Here is a 16,812-nt window from a genome sequence, read left to right as displayed (position 1 = left end):
GGCGGACGCCGGTGGAGGCGTCCGCCCGCCGCGCCCCGGCGGCTACTTCTTGGCCGGGTAGAGCCTGGTGAAGCTCCGGCCGGTCGCCGCGTCGCTCTGTCCGGGAGCGGGGTACGGGTTGTCGTTGACGAGAATGTTCGGGAGCTTGATCGGAACACCCTTGACGATCTGCTCGTTGCCCAGGTCCGGTTCGAGCCGGAAGTAGTGGATTCCGGCCTCGTCGGAGTACTTCATCATGGCGCCGAAGTTGGAGAAGAAGGACCCGAGTTCGGGACCGTACGGCTCCAGGTAGCCCAGCATCGGGTTGAGGTTGCTGAGCGTCGTCTCCAACTGCGGGATGACCGCGTCCGCGTCCGAGGCGAGGGTCGGCACCCGGTCCAGGGTGGCCGGCGCCTCGGTCAGGGTGCCGTTCAGATCCGGCAGCAGCCCGCGCAGGTCCTTGGTGGTCTGCGGCAGTTGCTGCAACGCGGTGTTCAGCGATGGTGCGGCGTCATTGAGGTCCGAGGCCACCGGCGCCAGCGACGTGGACAGCGTGGTGAGCTTCTGCGTGGCAGTCTGAGTGCTGCTCAAAACGCCCGGCAGAGAGCGCACGGTCGCGCTGAGGTTCTTCTGCTGCCCGCTGGTCGCCGACGTCAACTGCTGTGCGCTCTTGACCAGTTGACCGATCTGCCCCTCGCCTTCGTCCAACGCAGACAGAATCGTGGTGGTCTGCTGCGCCAGCGTCATCAGGTCCTTGGACTGGGCCGAGATGGCGTCCAGCGCCGTGAACCCCTGGTTCCCGATGTTCCCGAGACCGGTCATGGTCTGGGAGACGCTCTCCTTGGTGCCGTCGGTACCGGTGCCCAGGCTGCGCGCCAGGCTGCCCAGCGAGGTCCTCGTCTTAGGATCGAGGCTGCGTATCACGTCGGCGAGCTGCACGGAGGGCTTCACCGCGGACGAGGGCAGCGCCGTCCCGGACGGCAGCGCACTGCCGGTGCCGTCGGTGACGCCGACATACGACTCGCCCGCCAGCGACTTCGCGCCGATCTGCACGCCCGCGCCCTTGTGCAGCGGGGCGACGTTGGCATCGAGCTTGATGAGGACCTTGGCCGTGCCGTTGACATGGCTGACCGAGTCGACCTTGCCGACCCGCACACCGGCCATGTCGACGTCGCCGATCGGAATGAGGTTGTCCACGTCCGGAGTGGTGAACGAGACCTTGTACGTGTTCCCGGCGAACGGGGTGCTGACCCCGGCCTTGCCGAACAGATAACCGAGGTAGATCAGCGCCAGGATGGTGAAGACGCCGAGGACAAGCATCTTGCCGAGCCTGCTCGTGATGAACGACATCACTTACTCCCGCCGCTGTTGCCGCCGTGCGTTCCGGGGATCACTCCGGCATCGGGCAGCGGAACCGCCACGTGACCGCGGATGAAGCCGCCGTTGGCATCGGACAGGCTGAACACACCATTGGTGTTGTAGATGAATGCCTGGAGATCGCCGAGGTAGGCGACCAGGGTCTTGGTGTCCGGGTTCAGGTCGCGCGCGACGGGTTCGAGATCGCCGAGCGAGGTGTGCAGGTCGCTCACCAGCGGCCGCAGGTCGTCGACCACCGGGTTGGCAGCCGAGACGACCGGGTTGGCCGCGGTCACGGTCTGGCCGATGTCGGTGACCGTGTCCTGCGTCTTCTGGAGCACCTTCGGCAGCTGCGCGGACGCCTTGCTCAGGTTCTGGAGCGCCGGGTTGAGCTGCTTGGTCAGGCCGTTGACCCCGGTCATGGCGTTCTTGAGCTGGCCGGTGGTGCCGGGCAGCTCGTTGAGCGTGGCCTCAAGGTCGCCATTGTTCTTCGACAGGATGCCCAGTGAGTCCTGCGTGGCGTTCATCAGGCTGGTCAGCCGGGTGTCGTTGTGACCCACCGCTGTACTGATCTGGGACAGCGACGTCACCAGTTCGCTGATGTTCTGCCGACGCTTGGTGAGTGCGTCCAGCACCGGCTGGACCTTCAGCAGTGTCGCGTCGGTCGAGTCGAGGCCGGACGGCAGGTTCTTCGACGAGCTGGCCAGCGCCACGTCCGAGGTCGACAGCAGGTCGGTCAGCGCCGCCCTGCTCCGGTCGTCGAGGTGGTCCAGCACCTGGTCGGGCTGGATCGGCCGCTCCGTCTGGCTCGATGGGATCACGCCGTGCGCGGGCAGCGGCTTTCCGGGCGGCCCGCCCGGGTCGACCTCGACGTACATCTCGTTGAGCGGATTCGTCGGCCGCAGCACGAGGTGGGCGTTCTCGTAGATCGTGTGGCCGGAGTCCAGTGACAACGTCAGCTGGGCCTGGCCGTTGGAGGTCACCTTGCTGCCGGTGACCTGGCCGACCGGGACGCCCGCGATGCGCACCTTGGGCGCCTCGTTGGCGTTGACCGCTCCAGCCTCGGTGAAGTCCGCGGCAAAGACGTACTGGTGGGACCACGGTGCGATGAACCGCTGGTTGCCCAGGATGACCGAAGCGCTGACGAGGCCGAGGGCCACCAGCACCACCATCGTGATCACGTTGCGCCCCAGGCCCGGAACGGTGCGGATGCGTTCCCACGTCCGGCGGGCCGAAAATTTCCTGCTCATGTCAGCCCTACTTTCCTTGGGTTCCGGACGCGCCGGTCAGCAGCCCCAGCAGGGAGCTGACCGGTCCGTTGAGGATCTGGCCCTGGCCGGGCGCGGTGGCCGACTCGGGGGTCCAGGCACCACCGCCGGTGTCGGGCGCGGGCAGCACCGACAAACCCTCGGGCAGAATGCCGAGCTGCTGGAGCAGCTTCGCCGTGCCCAGTTCGTTGCCGCCGGCGCTGGACGTACCGGCACCCAGCGCGAGGCCGAGCATCCGCCCGTTCTTGTCCCCGTACTTGGACAGGTTCGCCGCGTGCGTGGCGAGGTATCCGACCTCCTGGTAGAACAGGTGGCCGTTGCCGCCGTCACCCTTGTAGTAGCCGGTGCCCGACCACGGCGACAGCACCGTCTTGGCGATGGGGCCGTTGACCCGGTCGAGCACGGGGCCCTTCAGGTCGTCGAGCGTCGAGGTCGCCTGCTTCGAGGTCGGCACGAGCTGCTGCACCACGGGAAGCGCCTTGTTCAGCAGCGGCCGCAGATTGGCCACCAGCGGGCGGGCCTGCTTGAGCACCGGGTCCGTCGTGGTCAGCAGCGGGCCCAGCCGCTGGGCGGTGGGCAGGGCGTCGGTCGCGGTCCGGGTGAGCTGCTGAAGCGAGCCGTTCAGGGCGGTCAGACCGGTGCGGGTGTCTGACAGCGTCTGCGGCAGCGTGGCGAGGGCATCGGTGACCGGCTGACGCTCGTTCGACAGTGCCGTGCTGACCGTGCCGAGCGAGTCCAAGATGTCGCCGAGCTGGCCGTTCTGACGGGTGGCCACGGCCGCGATCGTGTCCAGCTCGGGCACCAGCTGGCTCAGGTCCTGCGACGGGCGCGTGCCCTGGAGGCTGGTGAGCACCTTGGCGGCCGGCGTCAGGGTGCCGGGCGCGTCGCCGAGCAGGTTGTTCAGCGACGTGCCCGCGCCGTTCTTCAGCGTCTGGTCGGTCTCCTTGAGCGAGCCCTGGATACCGCTGCGGGCGGACTCCGGGAGCGCCCCGAGGACCTGGTCCAGCTCCACAGGAATGCCCGTCCTGGACATCGGGATGGTGCTCCCGTCGTACTTCTGGTCGGTGCCGCCCGGGCTGAGCTGCACGTAGTAGTTGCCGCCGAGCAGAGTGGTCGGACGGATCAGTGCCGACGGCTGGGCACCCAGCTTCCCGGCGACGTCGTCGTCGATCTTCATGGAGACGACGATGTGGCCGCCTTCCTTCTTCACACCGGTCACCTTGCCGGCGGACACACCCGCGACCTTCACCTCCGTCTTGTACGGACGCAGCTGGTAGTCACGGGTGAAGTCGGCCTTCACCGTGTGGCCCGACGACAGCATGGTGCCGATGCGCTCCTTCTGGTACACGGCCAGAAGGAAGACCACCGTCAGCACCAGGAGCACCGCCCCGATGACTGCCGGGGAACGCAGAGGTCGCGTCCACGTTCGCGCGGTGCTCATCAGTTGCCTCCGTACAGAATTCCGGGGATGTTGTCGAGCGGCGAAACGGTCTTCTCACCATCGGCCGCTCCGGGCGCCGGGTAGACGTCCTGGCCCTGCAACGGTTCCTTGACCAGGCCGCCGGTGGCAACCGACAGACCCTCGACCGCCAGGCCGACGCGTGCGCCGTGGACACCGGGAGACACGGAGGTGGAAACCATGCTCTCGACGCGTTCGAAGAACGTCACGACCTGATCGGTGTACGTGGCCAGCGTGCCCACCGGCAAAGCGGCGTCGCGCAGGGCGGTGGTGACCGCCGGAGCCAGCGGCCGCGCGTCGGCGAGCGTCCCGGTGAGATCGGTGACGGCCGGCTGGGCGACCTTGGACACGCCCGGCACCTTGTCCAGCGGCGGCTTGCCCTCCCTGAGCACGCCGCGCAGGTCGGGGGTCGCCACGCCCAGCGACTTCACGCCCGACTTGACCGACACCAGCGTCGAGTGGACGTTGTCGAGGGGCTTGTCGAGCGAGTCGAAGCTCGTGCTCGCGTTACTCAGCGTCCCGGGCAGGTCCTTGATGGTGTTCTGCAAGGGATCTCCGTTGTCGACGCTGACGGCCTTCGCCGTCACGCCGAGCTGTTGGACCAGGCTGGCGAGTTCCTGCTCGTGGCCGTTGAGCGACCCGGCGAGCCGGTCGGCGGACTGGAGCAGCGCGGGGAGATCGGTCGACGGCTTGGACAGCGCCTTGCTGGTGGTGCCCAGGTCGTCCAGCGTCGCCGGCAGGTGCACCAGGACGTCGTGCAGGTCCTGGCTGTGGCCGGCGGTGCCGTCGCCGAGCTGGCGGACGGCGCTGGTGAGCTTGGCCCGGGTCGGCGGGTCGAGCACGTCGAGCACCTGGTCGAGGTCGGCGGAGTTGACGTCGCGGTTCGCCGCGATGACCTGGTGGCCGAGCGGGCCGGCGTCGGGGGTGCCGGGGTCGAGCTCGATGAACTTCTTAGCCAGCGCCGACTGGTCCCAGACAGCGGCCCGTGCGTTCTTGTAGACGTGCTTGTGGCCGTCGAGTTCCATGGTGACGACGCCCTCGCCGTTGACGTACTTCAGGGCCGAGACGCGGCCGATGCGGGAGCTGTTCTCCCGGACGTCGTTGCCTACTTGAAGCGACGCTCCGGCGTTCGTGAACGCCGCCTGGACCTTCGTCTCCGGGGCCCCGGGAAGTCCGGAGCTGGCCGTGAGGCCGAAGGCGACGACCGCGATGACCACCAGGAGGCCCACCGTGCCGATCACGAACGAGCGGGATTCGGTCCGCGACAGTGCGGCCATCACAAACCTCCGAGGATCTGGCCGAGCAGGGAGTTCTCCTGCGTCGGGGTGAGACCGGTCGCGCTGTTGTCCCCGCCCGAAGGGGTCGGCAGGAGCGAACTGGTGGATGGCGAAGGCGTGGGCGACGGGGTCGCCGACGCCTTGGGGGTCGCCGACGTGCCGCTCTTCGACGTCGTCGTGGGGGCAGTACCGCCCAGCCCGACGCCGGGGATCTGGAGCAGACCCTTCGGGGTGGTGACCACGAAGGCACGGAAGTAGTTGCTCAGAGCGTCCCGGCCGTTGGTGCTCAGCGCCCAGTCCTTCACGAACTCCATCACCGTGGTGATCTTCGGGCTCAGGCCGCCCACCAGCCGGTTGGCCGATGCGCTGGTGCTCACCAGTGAAGGACCGCCGTTCCGCAGATCACGGACGACCGGCTGTGCCTGGTCGAGCAGCGACTTCGCCTTGTCGAGCACGGGGTTGAGCGACGTGATGGCCGGCTTGGCGCTGTCGTCGAAGGCGTTGAGCTCCGAGGTGATCTGGGACAGGTTGTCCGTCACCGGCTTCGCCGACTTCAGCACCGGCGTCGCCTGGTCGGCGACCCCCGCGACCTGCGACAGCGTGTGCTGCGCCTTCTGGAGCGTGCTCGGCAACTGCTGGAGCGCCGCGGTCATGGCCTCGTGCTGGGCCGACACCGAAGCCAGCAACTGCTTGGCGTACGTCACGGCCTGGTCCAGATTCTGGCCGTTCTTGCCGGCCAGCGATTTGGCCACCGGCGTGGTCCGGTCGACCAGCTGGTTGAGCACCGAGTTCTGCTGGTCGAGGATCGTCGCCAGCTGCTTGGTGTTTTCCATAGCCGGCGCGAGGGCCTTGATCGCCTGGCTGACGTTGGTGCCCTGGCCGTTGACGCCTTCGCCGAGTGTCGTCACCAAGGCGGCGAGCGCGGTGGAGGTCGGGTCGTCGAGAGAGTCGAGCACCTGGTCGAGGTCGACCGACGTGTTCGTGTGCTTCACGGTGATGACCTGGGGGTCCGACATCACCGGCGAGTTGTCCGAACCCCGGTCGATGTCGACGTAGCGCTCACCGAGCAGCGTGACCGGCCGGATCGTGGCGCTCGCGTCGTCGTGCAGCGGCAGCACCGACTTCTCGATGTTCATCGTCACAGCGGCCTGGCCGCCTCGCAGCTCGACCGACTTGATCTGCCCGACGTCGATCCCGTCCATATGCACGAGGTTGCCCGGGATCAGCGGGCTGGCATCGGTGAACATGGCCGTGACCGTGACGTTCTTGCTGCCACCGGAGTCCGCGACCGCGACCGCACCCACCGCGATGACGGCGACCACCGCGACCGTGGCTGTGGTCTTGAGAAACGTCGCCCTGGATATGCTCATCGCGCCGTGCTCCCATTTGCGTCGACCCAGCCTTGGCCGGATGCCGACCCGGGTGGGGGTGTGGATTTAGGTCCACCGGTCAGACCGACGTTGAGCCCGGGGTTGTCGTCCAGGACGCTGGTGGAGACCTGGACCAGACCGTGGAAGTAGTGGCCCTGGGCGTCGAAGTTGCCGAAGGCCGCGCCCCAGTTGCTCAGCCAGCCGACGAGGTCCGGCGTGTAGGGCCGCAGGAAGTCGACGGCCGGATTGAGCTGGTCGGCAGCCTGGGTCACTCCCGGCAGTACGCCGTGCGTGCTGTCGAGCAGGGACGGCGTCCACTTCAGCAGGGTGTTCGCGGATTGCAGCACCGGTCCCAGCTCGGCGATGGTCGGCCGCAGGTCGACCAGCAACGGGCTGAGGTTCTTGGACACCGACGTCAGCTGCTGGGTAGCCGGCCGCAGGTTTTGCAACAGCGGCACGGCCGAATCGACCGCGGCGGGAACGGTGTTCATCGTCTTCTGCGCGGCGTCCAGGGTGGAGGGCAGCTCGCCCAGCGACTGCTGGAGTTGGCTTTGCTCGGTGGCCATCGAGGACGTCGCCGAGGTGAGCTTGTCGACCACCGTCTCAAGTTCCGCGCGGCGCTTGGCCAGCGGGTCGGTCATCTTCTGGAGGTCGGATATCAGGCTCTTGATCGCCGGCCCGTCCTGGCCGACGGCCTGGAGGACCGATCCCAGTTCCTGGACGGCGGGGCCGGCCGCTTGCAGGGTGTCCCGGAGGTTCTGCGGCTTCGACTTCAGTGTGGCGTCCAGTTGCTGGACCGTGGAGTCCAGGTGCGCGCGGGTCTTGGGGTCCAACGCCGACAGCACCTGGTCCAGCTCGACCTGCTCGGTACCGGCGGCGAGCAGGCTGCCCTTCGGTATGGTCGGGTTCGAGGCGGGGCCGGGCAGCAGCTGTATGACTCGCTCGCCGAGCACGCCCTGCCACTGCACTTGCGCCTTGCTGCCCGTGTGCAGCGGGGCATGACTGTGGTCGACCGATACCGTCACCAGCGCGCTGTTGTCCCGTGTCTCCAGCTTGCGCACGCTGCCCACTTGCAGGCCGTTGATCTCGACCCTTGAGCCGCTCAGCAGATTTGCCGCATTGGGCATGACAAGTTGAACTTCGTACCCGGAACCTCCCCCGGATGCCAGCAGGTATCCGGCTGCGAGTGCGACGACCGCCACAAGAGAGACGCCCACCAGCCATTTTGCTCGTCGTGCCATCTCAGTCCATCCCCAGTGGGCCGACCGAGTCGCCGGCCAGGAACTGTCGGACGAACGGATCCTCCGACGCGAACGCCTCCTTGGCCGGTCCGTAATAGACGACCTGGCCCTTCCAAATCAGCCCCACGTAGTCACTGACCTTCCGGGCCGTGCGGATGTCGTGCGTGACCACCACGTAGGTGCCCTTGTCCTCGGCGTGCACCTTGAGGATCACGTCGTTCAGCAGGCTGGTGCGGACCGGGTCGAGGCCGGAGTCCGGCTCGTCGAAGAGCACGATCTCCGGGTTCAGCACGAGGGCGCGGGCGAAGCCGGCACGCTTCTTCATACCACCGGAGATCTCGTTGGGCGCCTTGTTCTCCGCGGCTTCGAGACCGACCTCCTGGAGCCGTGCCTTGACGATGTCGCGGATCTCGGCCTCGGACAGGTCGGTGTGCTTGCGCAGCGGGAACGCGACATTGTCGTAGACGCTCATCGAGCCGAAGAGCGCGCCGTCCTGGAACAGCACACCGAAACGCTTGCGCAGTTCCGCGCGTTCGCGCTCCTGCATTGCCCAGATGTCCTTGCCGAAGATACGCACCGATCCGGAGTCCGGTTCCAGCAGGCCGACCATGTGCTTGAGCAGCACGCTCTTGCCCGTACCCGACGGGCCGAGAATCGTGGTGATCGCCTGCGGTTGGAAATCGAGACTCAGTCCCCGCATCACCTGGAAAGAACCGAACGACTTGTGCAGCTCGCGGACGCTCGCGACCGATCCCGCGTAACTCTCGGACCCGGGGCCTGAACCGACCGCGGCCGCCTCCCGCACGGGCGGAAGGATTTCTGTATCAGCGTTGTCTTGGACTTGCGGACCCATGGGGACTCCCCTGTCGACGTCGACAGCAACGCGCCGTTGCTAATTTCCAATCGGTGTCTGGATGTTGGTACCGAAGAACAACTGGTACAGGGTGACGGCGCACGCACTGACGACGATCATGTTGACCATCATCGACTTTGCCGTGTTCCGGCCGACATCGACCGGACCACCGCTGGCGGTGTATCCGTAGAAGCAGCCGACGATGACCACCAAGGTCCCCAGCAGCTGCGCCCATATCAGTGCGTACAGCAGGTCGAGAGGAGTCTGGAAGGACCAGAAAATGTTTGAGTATCCGCCGGGCGACGTCGTCTGGAGCATGGGCTGCACAACGACCCAGGATCCGAAGTACTGGATGCCTTCGCCGACAACGAACAAGAACGGCGCCGATATCCACATGGCGACCAGACGAGAGCCGGCGAGATAGGCGCGGGAATGCACTCCCATCACTTCGAGCGCGTCAACCTCGTCACTGATGCGCATGGAGCCGAGCTCCGCAACGTATCCGCACCCGACCTTGGCCGCCAGGATCCAGCCCCACATCGAGGTGCTGTCGGCCTTCAGGTCCCCGATGGCCGTGAAGACACCGACGTAGCCCGAGGCACCGACTTGGTCGAGGATGTAGTGGCCCTGCAGACCCGTCTCGGCGCCGATCGCGAACATCATCATCCAGATGATCAGTCCGCTGGAACGGATCAGGATCGCCGCTTGCCTGATTATTTCGGAGAGGTAGAACCTGACCGTCAGCGGTACGTCGATGACGACGCGAAGCCCGAACCAGGCGATCTTGCCGACCGTCTCACACGCTGCGATCAGGGCGTTCGGCGTTTTCGTGGAGACGGTGACCCGCCCCTGCTCACCCTGCGCCGCGAGCGGCTGGATATTTCCGGTAATGGCACTCATCTGCGGTTGTCCCTCTACCTCTGCGTCAACAGGTTGGGGTTGAGGCCCTGCGCGATGGCGTTGAAGAAGAAGTTGAGCACCCACACCATTGCGAAGCTGGTTACTACCGCCTGGTTGACCGCTCGTCCGACCCCCTCGGGACCGCCACCCGCGTTGAGACCCTTGTAACTGCAGATCACGCCGATCAACAGTCCGGCCAGGAGGGTCTTCAGTTCGGCGCCCCACACGTCGGCCGCGTACAGGTTGTGGGACATGCTGTCGATATAGGCGCCGTTGGTGGTGCCGGCGAGCGCGCGCACCGCGAGCAGACCGACCAGGACGCCGACGAACGACGTGAGGCAGTTGAGCAGGGCGCACATCACGGCGGTGGCGATGACCCGCGGGATGACCAGCATCCGGATCGGGTCCATGCCGAGCACCTTGAGGGCGTCCAGCTCCTCGCGGACCTTGCGCGCGCCGAGGTCGGCGGTGATCGAGGTGCCGATCACGCCGGCCACCACCATGCCGACCATGAACGCCGCAATCTCACGGATGTCGGCCATCACCCAGAAGGCGCCCATGCGGTTGTTCGCGCCGAGCAGCGTCAGCAGGCCGACGCCCATGACGCAGATGAGGAAGCCGAACCCGGCCATCGACAGCGTCGCGGGCCAGAAGCAGAGCCTCAGCAGGCTGTACATCTCTTCAAGGGTGTCGCCCCAGTAACCCCGCGGGTTACGGACGGCACTGTAGATCACCTGACCGAGGAGCTGACACATGCGCCCGACTTCGAGCACCGGCTTCCGCACAGAAGCCGGCACGAAGCCGAGCGTTCGGCCCCCTGGACCGGGCGCTCTCCGTAGTTCGACGTCGGCTTCAGCGACGGTTGTCATTCCTGCTCCCGTTGGCGTTGTGGTGCGGCTCCTGGCCCGTTACTTGACAGCCTCGACGAGATCGGCCCGCCCGGCGTCGCGGAGGATCCTCTCGTAGGTGGCGAACAGCGGCTTGGTGATGGGAACGACCTTCATCACGGCCGACACCTTGCCCTTGTTGCGGATCTGGCCCCTGGCCATCGCCAGCGCGACATTGACCTTGCCGAGCCAGAACTTGTGCGCGGTGTCCGCCGCCATGGACAGTTCCGCGTCGATCGGCCGCGTCACCTGAGGGTTGCCGTTCTCCCCGAGCTGGACGATTCCTTCGCCGAAGTCGATCACGATGGTGGATTCGGGGTCTGTCTGATTGAGCTTCAGCACCGCGCCGACCGCGCGGAGCTTCGGCCCGAGGTCCGGGTCGTCAAGCCCGGCCTGGAAAATGCGGCCGAGATACTCGTAGACCTCGGCTTCGTCCTTGAAGACACCCATCTCGGTACTCCTGTTCTTCGGCAAGGCCGCGAGCCGCCGACCGGCCAGGTCTCTGTCCGGCCCGGCGGTTCGCTTTATCGGCTTTGGGGTCTGGGCTTCAGACTTCAGTGATCGTGATCGCCCGCTCCGGGCACGCTTCGAGCGCGCTGCGCGCCGCGTCCTCCTGCCCGGCCGGCACCAGGTTCGCCAGGGCGAAGGACTGGCCTTCGTCGTCGACGTCGAACAGCGCGGAAGCGCGGGCCACACACCTGGCGTGGCCCTCACACTTTCCGGGGTCAATGGCGAGTTTCAGCACGCTCATTCACCTTGCCCCGCGCTCGCGCCGACGGTGTCCCAGTCTTCGAAGACCACCGGCAGTTCCGTGACACCCCAGGTATTGCCGGTGTGCCACAGCGGCTTGGCGTCGGGCGCCACCGCGTACGTGGGGACGCGGTGCAGGAACTCCTGGAGCAGGATCTTGATCTCCAGGCGCGCGAGGTGCGAGCCGAGGCAGCGGTGAATGCCCGAGCCGAAGCCCAGGTGCCGGTTCGGCTGCCGGTCGAGGATCAGTTCGTCCGGGTTGGGGAACTCCTCGGGGTCGCGGTTTGCGGACGGCCACAGCAGCAGCAGACGGTCGCCAACGGCGAGTTCGGTGTCCGCGAACGTCATGGGCGTGGTTACGTTACGGGCGACGCCGGGCTGCGGCGGGATGTACCGGACCAGTTCCTCGACGGCCAGGTCGAGCTTGTCGGGGTCGTCGACAATCGCCGTCAACTGCTCGCGCACTTCTGGCCGTTCGGTGAACATCAACAGCAGTCGGCTGAGCAGGCTCGCGGTGGTGTCGAAGCCGGCCGGCACCAGCACCAGGCAGAAGCCGAAGATCTCGTCGTCCGTCAGCCGCTGGCCGTCGATCTCGACCTGCGCGAGGTGGCTGATCAAGTCGTCGCCGAAGCCGTTGGTACGGCGCTCCTCCAGCAGCTCGGCGAAGTACATCGAGCAGTTGAGGCCGGCCTGCATGGCCCGCTCGTTGTTCTCCTCGTCCGACTTCTCGGGGTCGGGCTCCAGCATGTAGAGGAATTCTCTCTTGAGCATCGCCCAGTCCTTCTCGGGCACGCCCAGGTACACCTCAAGGATGGCGCGCAGCGGCAGCGCGATCGCGACTTCCTCCGCCAGGTCCGCCTGGGGCCGGCCTTGGAGGTTCTCGATGAGCGTGTTGACGATGGCGCGCAACTGCGGCTCGTTCGCCTCGATCGTGTTGGGGCTGAACTGGGTTCCCACCAGGGTGCGGTACTTGCGGTGCACCGGCGGGTCCATCTCGATCGGGATCATCGGCGTCGGGTTGCCGAACGGCGGGATTGTCACCGGGAAGGAGGAGAACACGTCCTGCTTGTGCGCGGCCGCGTAGACGTCTTTGTAACGCGAGACGGCGTAGAAGCCGCCGTGTGCCGAGCTGCGGGCCATCGGGCACGACTCGCGCATCTCGCGGAATATCGCGTCCCGGTTTTCCAGGCTCTCCCTGTTGTGCACGCTGAACTTCTCGATCAACGCGCGAATGGTGGCACTGTCCGCTTCTTCGGATTCTGCATGGCCCGTCGGGTTCTGGTTGGCGCTCAACGCAATCCGTCCCTCTTAGTGTTGATCGGCGTGTTGAGAGTGTGAGCAGGTGCGGCCCGCTTGCGAGACGCTGCTGAAGGAATAGGGGGCCTCGTCGACCAAGGCCGCGCGGACGAACTATGGCCGGGGAGGCATACCGTCGGCGGTCCTGAGACGAGTTCATCGATGGTCTCCATGGGTCGAGACCTGTACCACATTTGACGTGTTGAGGGAGCGTAGCTTCCTGGTTGTAGAACGTCAAGACAGGGCGTCATCTGATCGACACACGACGTCAATGCATGTGCAACAGAAGCGGCCGTTGCCAGTGCGCCGGGCGCGGGCCGTGGTTCCGATAGACGGCACACGGGCGTTGATCGAACCTGGCGATCCCGCGGGCGAATTTCGGGTCCGCACCGCCCCGACCAGCCAACTCTTTCCGCATACCCAATGTTTGCCATATGCACATATGCACGTGAATTCTGGCGCCCGTAACACGGCGCGAGTGGACGCGGCACCCCGCAACCCGCCACCGGCGCCGGTTGGCGCCGGCTTGGCGCCGGACGGCGGTTGCGCATCCGCCGGCCTCATGCGACAGCGTGTTCGACCTGGTGAGCATGGTGTGCGGCGCGCGGGCTGAGGTCAACGGCCCGGACGACCATCGCGTCGCTCTACACAAGATGGACTCAAGTCACTCACGGTATGTAACGTTTCCCCGGACTCCGGGTCGCCGGGAAAGCAACCTGTTTCTACCGATGCACTACAGACTCTTGACGCTCCGCGTTACATGCGTCGAATCTGTGAGTCACAACCCGGCTCCGGCGGCACCGGGGCGGGCAAGACCGACCCTGGAAGGGGGTACCCGTGGAGAACCATGACGTCCATGGACGGCCCGCCCGGGAACTGAGCGACGAGGAACTGGAACAGCAGGGGACCAGTGCCCACGAGACCCGCAACTGGGTCTTCCTGCACGGCAGCGCCGAACAGTACGCCCTGCATACCACGCGAATGCTCGAGCTTGAATGGGAGTACATCCGCCGGTTCCCCAAGCGGACCTGGCAGAGTTCGGGCGGACTCCCGAGCGATGTCAAGGTCACCGCCGAGGCGTGGGCGGAGACCCTGCGCGGAGTGGTCCGCCAATTGGAGTCGCTCGTCGAGCTTCCCGACAACACCCCGGCCCAGCCGGTCGGCAGCGGCCTCCGGGCCGCCTTCCTCCAGCGGATCGCCGACGCGCCGGGCGGCCGCATGCACAAACTGGAGGCGCACCAGGCCGCCCGTGAAGTCGGGCTCGACCGGGCCGCGGTGGCCACGCTCTACAACGAGGAGCCCGCGCTGCTCGCTGCCGACCTGCAGTACCGCGTCGTCACCGACGTCGGCCGCGCCTGGCTCGCGGCGGAGGCCGGCTGAACTGGCCGGCGCGGCGGTCCGGGCAGGACCCGCAAAGCCGCAGGACCCGCAAAAGACAAGGTGGCCGCGGTGTGATGCGGCGGCCACCTGTCTTTTCCCCCGAGTGTCCCTTGCCCGGGAGTCTGGGCCCGCGGGAGCGTCAGCGGCTCTTGCCGTTGCCGTTGTAGTGGCTGTCCCGGTCGGCGAAGGCGTCGCGCGTGCCGAGGTGGCTGCGCTCACGCAGGAAGTTGAACTCGTCGGGCTCGAACCGGAGGTTGGTGCCGAGGGTGTGCCCGACGTAACCGCGCCAGAACTGCTGGGTGCCGCCGAGGCTGTCCAGCGCCATCTGCCACACGGCCTTGCCGGTGACCAGCGCGTCCCTGGGGTGCTGGGCCACCTTGCGCGCCCATTCCTCCACGGTCGCTTCGAGGTCCTCCTCGGGCACCGAGCGGTTGACCAGGCCCCACTCGGCTGCCTGCGTGCCGTTGAACTCCTCGCCGAGAAGGAGGAGTTCGCGTGCGCGCTTGGGACCGTACTTCATGATCTGGGTGTTCAGGTGCCAGGTGTTGCCCGCGAGGCCCAGGCGCTGCTCGGCGTGGCTGAAGCGCGCGGTGTCCGCGCAGATCGCCAGGTCGACCAGTTCCGCGATGTAAAGGCCCGCGCCGACGCACACGCCCTGGATCTGGGCGATCACCGGCTTGAGCGAGTAGTGGAAGGCCATGTAGTTCATGCCGAGCCTGCGGTCGCGGGCCAGCCGGGAGCGCTGGCTGGGGCGGCGCGGTTTCTCGCCGTCGGCCCCCGGTTCCAGACCGTAGGAACGCACCGCGTCGTCGTAGTCATGGCCCGCGCAGAACGACTTGCCCCGTCCTTGAAGGATGATGACCCGGACCGAGTCGTCCTCCTCGGCCTCGTGCAGCAGCTCGACCAGCCGGTCAAGGTCGTCGAAGCGTATTGCGTTGTGCTTGGCGGGGCGGTTGAGTATCAGCCGCGCGACTGGGCCGTCCGTCTCCAGCAGAACTGCGTCGTCGTCCACAGTCAACCTCACTTCCTCAGCACCTATTCTATACAGATGTGAGTACCGTACTCCACAAGGCGTAGAATGTTGACGCGGCACGCCCCCGAGATGGAGGCCGACACCCTAACCGGGCGCAACGCGTACCGTCACGGGTGCAGCGATCCGGGATCCCCAAAAATGTTCTACATCTCTCGAGCATTAGTTGCGTTACACGTTGACTAGGCGACGACTGGTCCCTATGTTCAAGTGCGCAGCGTCACCCCGCAACATCACAAGCGGCCCACCCAGGACGGGGTGTCTCAGGGTTCGCTCGAGCGGTCACCAGCAAAGGAGCCGGGTATGACAGTGGTGCATGACAAGTTGTACATCGACGGGGGCTGGGTCGACCCGGCGACGGACCGCCGTATCGAGGCCATCAATGCGACGACTGAGGAGCCCTTGGGCAGCGTGCCCGAGGCGAGCGAGGCAGACGTCGACCGCGCGGTCCAGGCCGCCAGGCGAGCCTTCGACGACTCCGGCTGGTCCACCCTGCCCGCCGCCGACCGTGCCGCCGTCATCAACCGCTTCGCCGACGCCGTCGAGAAGCGCACGGAGCAGCTCACCCGCACCGTGAGCCTCCAGAACGGCATGCCGATCAGCCTGGCGCAGGCGATGGAAGGCGGTTACGGCGTCGCGCTGCTGCGTTACTACGCCGCGCTGGCCGCCGCCTCCGAGCGCGTCGAGCGCCGGCCGTCGCCGCTGGGCTTCGACACTCTCGTGCAGCGCAACCCGGTCGGTGTGGTCGGCGCCATCGTGCCGTGGAACTACCCGGTGGTGCTCGCGATCACCAAGATCGGCCCCGCGCTCGCCGCGGGCTGCACGATCGTCATCAAGCCCTCCCCCGGCACCGTGCTCGACGGCTTCGTGCTGGCCGAGGCCGCGGACGAGGCGGGCATCCCGGCCGGCGTCATCAACTGGGTGCCTGGCGGCCGTGAGCTCGGCGCCTACCTGGTGCAGCACCCCGGCATCGACAAGGTCGCCTTCACCGGCTCCACCGCCGCGGGCCGGATCATCGCCGAGAACTGCGGCCGGCTGATGCGCCCGGTGAGCCTGGAGCTCGGCGGCAAGTCCGCGGCGCTCATCCTCGACGACGCCGACCTGAACAAGGTGACCGAGGGCCTGTTCTTCGCCTCGCTGGCGAACAACGGCCAGACCTGCATGGCATGCACCCGCATCCTCGCGCCGAGCAACCGGTACGACGAGGTCGTGGACGCGATCTCCGCGTGGATGGGCAACCTGAAGGTCGGCGACCCTCTGGACCCGAGCACCGAGGTCGGCCCGCTCGCCTCCTCCGAGCACCGCGACCGCGTCGAGGGCCTCATCGCCAAGGGACGCGGCGAGGGCGCCCGGCTCGCGCTCGGTGGCGGCCGGCCGGCGGGCATCAACCGCGGCTGGTACGTGGAGCCGACGCTCTTCGCCGACGTGGACAACTCCTCCACCATCGCCACCCAGGAGATCTTCGGACCGGTGCTGTCCGTGATCAAGTACGACAGCGACGACGACGCGGTGAAGATCGCCAACGAGTCGGACTACGGTCTGGGCGGCACCGTCTGGTCCAGCGACCCGGAGCGGGCCATCGCGATCGCGGACCGCGTGCAGACCGGAACGATCGGCGTCAACGGATACGTGGTCGACCTCAACGCGCCGTTCGGCGGTGTGAAGCAGAGCGGCCTCGGGCGGGAGTTCGGCCCGGAAGCCATCTCCGGCTACCAGCAGCTGAAGTCGATCTACCTGCCGGGCTGAGGCTCTCTGTACGGGCCGGT

General features: G+C 66.9%; 15 protein-coding genes. 2 read left to right on the top strand and 13 right to left on the bottom strand.

What is annotated here, in order from left to right; all coding sequences use genetic code 11:
• Nucleotides 1-42: 42 nt before the first annotated feature.
• The 12 genes from FCI23_RS41350 to FCI23_RS41290 all read right to left on the bottom strand — a co-directional run bounded on the left by FCI23_RS41350 (nucleotide 43) and on the right by FCI23_RS41290 (nucleotide 12,564).
• Complete coding sequence (locus FCI23_RS41350) at nucleotides 43-1,329, bottom strand: MlaD family protein (protein WP_136727780.1); 1,287 nt, start codon at nucleotides 1,327-1,329, stop codon at nucleotides 43-45.
• Nucleotides 1,329-2,585, bottom strand: a complete 1,257-nt coding sequence (locus FCI23_RS41345) for an MlaD family protein (RefSeq protein WP_136727782.1) — start codon at nucleotides 2,583-2,585, stop codon at nucleotides 1,329-1,331. Before FCI23_RS41345 ends, FCI23_RS41350 begins: the two co-directional genes overlap by 1 nt.
• 7 nt (nucleotides 2,586-2,592) lie before the next feature.
• Entirely contained in the window at nucleotides 2,593-4,044 is a 1,452-nt protein-coding gene (locus FCI23_RS57205) for an MlaD family protein (RefSeq protein ID WP_169317046.1), read from the bottom strand.
• Nucleotides 4,044-5,339 (bottom strand): MlaD family protein, encoded by a 1,296-nt coding sequence (locus FCI23_RS41330; protein WP_136727783.1) that lies wholly within the window; start codon nucleotides 5,337-5,339, stop codon nucleotides 4,044-4,046. Before FCI23_RS41330 ends, FCI23_RS57205 begins: the two co-directional genes overlap by 1 nt.
• Nucleotides 5,339-6,709 (bottom strand): MlaD family protein, encoded by a 1,371-nt coding sequence (locus tag FCI23_RS41325; RefSeq protein ID WP_136727785.1) that lies wholly within the window; start codon nucleotides 6,707-6,709, stop codon nucleotides 5,339-5,341. The genes FCI23_RS41330 and FCI23_RS41325 overlap by 1 nt, the downstream gene beginning before the upstream one ends.
• Nucleotides 6,706-7,950: an MlaD family protein gene (locus FCI23_RS41320; protein ID WP_136727787.1), complete on the bottom strand. Its 1,245-nt coding sequence runs from the start codon at nucleotides 7,948-7,950 to the stop codon at nucleotides 6,706-6,708. The genes FCI23_RS41325 and FCI23_RS41320 overlap by 4 nt, the downstream gene beginning before the upstream one ends.
• Before the next feature lies 1 nt (nucleotide 7,951).
• On the bottom strand, nucleotides 7,952-8,755 hold the full coding sequence (locus tag FCI23_RS41315; protein ID WP_211265547.1) for an ABC transporter ATP-binding protein: 804 nt from the start codon (nucleotides 8,753-8,755) through the stop codon (nucleotides 7,952-7,954).
• Nucleotides 8,756-8,842: 87 nt separating this feature from the next.
• Nucleotides 8,843-9,703: an ABC transporter permease gene (locus FCI23_RS41310; protein WP_136727790.1), complete on the bottom strand. Its 861-nt coding sequence runs from the start codon at nucleotides 9,701-9,703 to the stop codon at nucleotides 8,843-8,845.
• Nucleotides 9,704-9,717: 14 nt separating this feature from the next.
• The gene (locus FCI23_RS41305; protein WP_211265548.1) at nucleotides 9,718-10,380 is read right to left on the bottom strand and encodes an ABC transporter permease; all 663 of its coding nucleotides are present in this window, start codon (nucleotides 10,378-10,380) and stop codon (nucleotides 9,718-9,720) included.
• A 231-nt stretch (nucleotides 10,381-10,611) separates the two neighbouring features.
• Nucleotides 10,612-11,040 (bottom strand): SCP2 sterol-binding domain-containing protein, encoded by a 429-nt coding sequence (locus FCI23_RS41300; protein WP_136727792.1) that lies wholly within the window; start codon nucleotides 11,038-11,040, stop codon nucleotides 10,612-10,614.
• A gap of 97 nt (nucleotides 11,041-11,137) precedes the next feature.
• Nucleotides 11,138-11,335: a ferredoxin gene (locus FCI23_RS41295; RefSeq protein ID WP_211265549.1), complete on the bottom strand. Its 198-nt coding sequence runs from the start codon at nucleotides 11,333-11,335 to the stop codon at nucleotides 11,138-11,140.
• 2 nt (nucleotides 11,336-11,337) lie between these two features.
• Nucleotides 11,338-12,564, bottom strand: a complete 1,227-nt coding sequence (locus tag FCI23_RS41290) for a cytochrome P450 (RefSeq protein ID WP_136727794.1) — start codon at nucleotides 12,562-12,564, stop codon at nucleotides 11,338-11,340.
• A gap of 909 nt (nucleotides 12,565-13,473) precedes the next feature.
• Between FCI23_RS41290 and FCI23_RS58670 the strand changes: the two genes are divergently transcribed.
• Nucleotides 13,474-14,016, top strand: coding sequence for a DUF6158 family protein (locus FCI23_RS58670; protein ID WP_211265550.1), 543 nt, complete (start codon nucleotides 13,474-13,476; stop codon nucleotides 14,014-14,016).
• A gap of 139 nt (nucleotides 14,017-14,155) precedes the next feature.
• Here the strand turns inward: FCI23_RS58670 and FCI23_RS41280 are convergent, their stop codons facing one another.
• The gene (locus FCI23_RS41280; RefSeq protein WP_246144295.1) at nucleotides 14,156-15,028 is read right to left on the bottom strand and encodes an enoyl-CoA hydratase/isomerase family protein; all 873 of its coding nucleotides are present in this window, start codon (nucleotides 15,026-15,028) and stop codon (nucleotides 14,156-14,158) included.
• 321 nt (nucleotides 15,029-15,349) lie between these two features.
• On the opposite strand from FCI23_RS41280, the gene FCI23_RS41275 reads away from it, so the two are divergent.
• Nucleotides 15,350-16,792, top strand: coding sequence for an aldehyde dehydrogenase (locus tag FCI23_RS41275; RefSeq protein ID WP_136727798.1), 1,443 nt, complete (start codon nucleotides 15,350-15,352; stop codon nucleotides 16,790-16,792).
• The last annotated feature ends 20 nt before the right edge of the window (nucleotides 16,793-16,812 follow it).

Source organism: Actinacidiphila oryziradicis (assembly GCF_005047355.1).
In the GTDB taxonomy this organism is placed as follows: Bacteria; Actinomycetota; Actinomycetes; order Streptomycetales; family Streptomycetaceae; genus Actinacidiphila; species Actinacidiphila oryziradicis.
Note: the sequence above shows the minus strand (reverse complement) of the source record. Positions and strands in the feature narration are given on the sequence as shown.

Bases quoted from the DNA above. Each gene is read 5' to 3' on its own strand.
- FCI23_RS41350 (WP_136727780.1), bottom strand. From the start codon at position 1,329: ATGTCGTTCATCACGAGCAGGCTCGGCAAGATGCTTGTCCTCGGCGTC.
- FCI23_RS41345 (WP_136727782.1), bottom strand. From the start codon at position 2,585: ATGAGCAGGAAATTTTCGGCCCGCCGGACGTGGGAACGCATCCGCACC.
- FCI23_RS57205 (WP_169317046.1), bottom strand. From the start codon at position 4,044: ATGAGCACCGCGCGAACGTGGACGCGACCTCTGCGTTCCCCGGCAGTC.
- FCI23_RS41330 (WP_136727783.1), bottom strand. From the start codon at position 5,339: ATGGCCGCACTGTCGCGGACCGAATCCCGCTCGTTCGTGATCGGCACG.
- FCI23_RS41325 (WP_136727785.1), bottom strand. From the start codon at position 6,709: ATGAGCATATCCAGGGCGACGTTTCTCAAGACCACAGCCACGGTCGCG.
- FCI23_RS41320 (WP_136727787.1), bottom strand. From the start codon at position 7,950: ATGGCACGACGAGCAAAATGGCTGGTGGGCGTCTCTCTTGTGGCGGTC.
- FCI23_RS41310 (WP_136727790.1), bottom strand. From the start codon at position 9,703: ATGAGTGCCATTACCGGAAATATCCAGCCGCTCGCGGCGCAGGGTGAG.
- FCI23_RS41305 (WP_211265548.1), bottom strand. From the start codon at position 10,380: ATGTACAGCCTGCTGAGGCTCTGCTTCTGGCCCGCGACGCTGTCGATG.
- FCI23_RS41300 (WP_136727792.1), bottom strand. From the start codon at position 11,040: ATGGGTGTCTTCAAGGACGAAGCCGAGGTCTACGAGTATCTCGGCCGC.
- FCI23_RS41275 (WP_136727798.1), top strand. From the start codon at position 15,350: ATGACAGTGGTGCATGACAAGTTGTACATCGACGGGGGCTGGGTCGAC.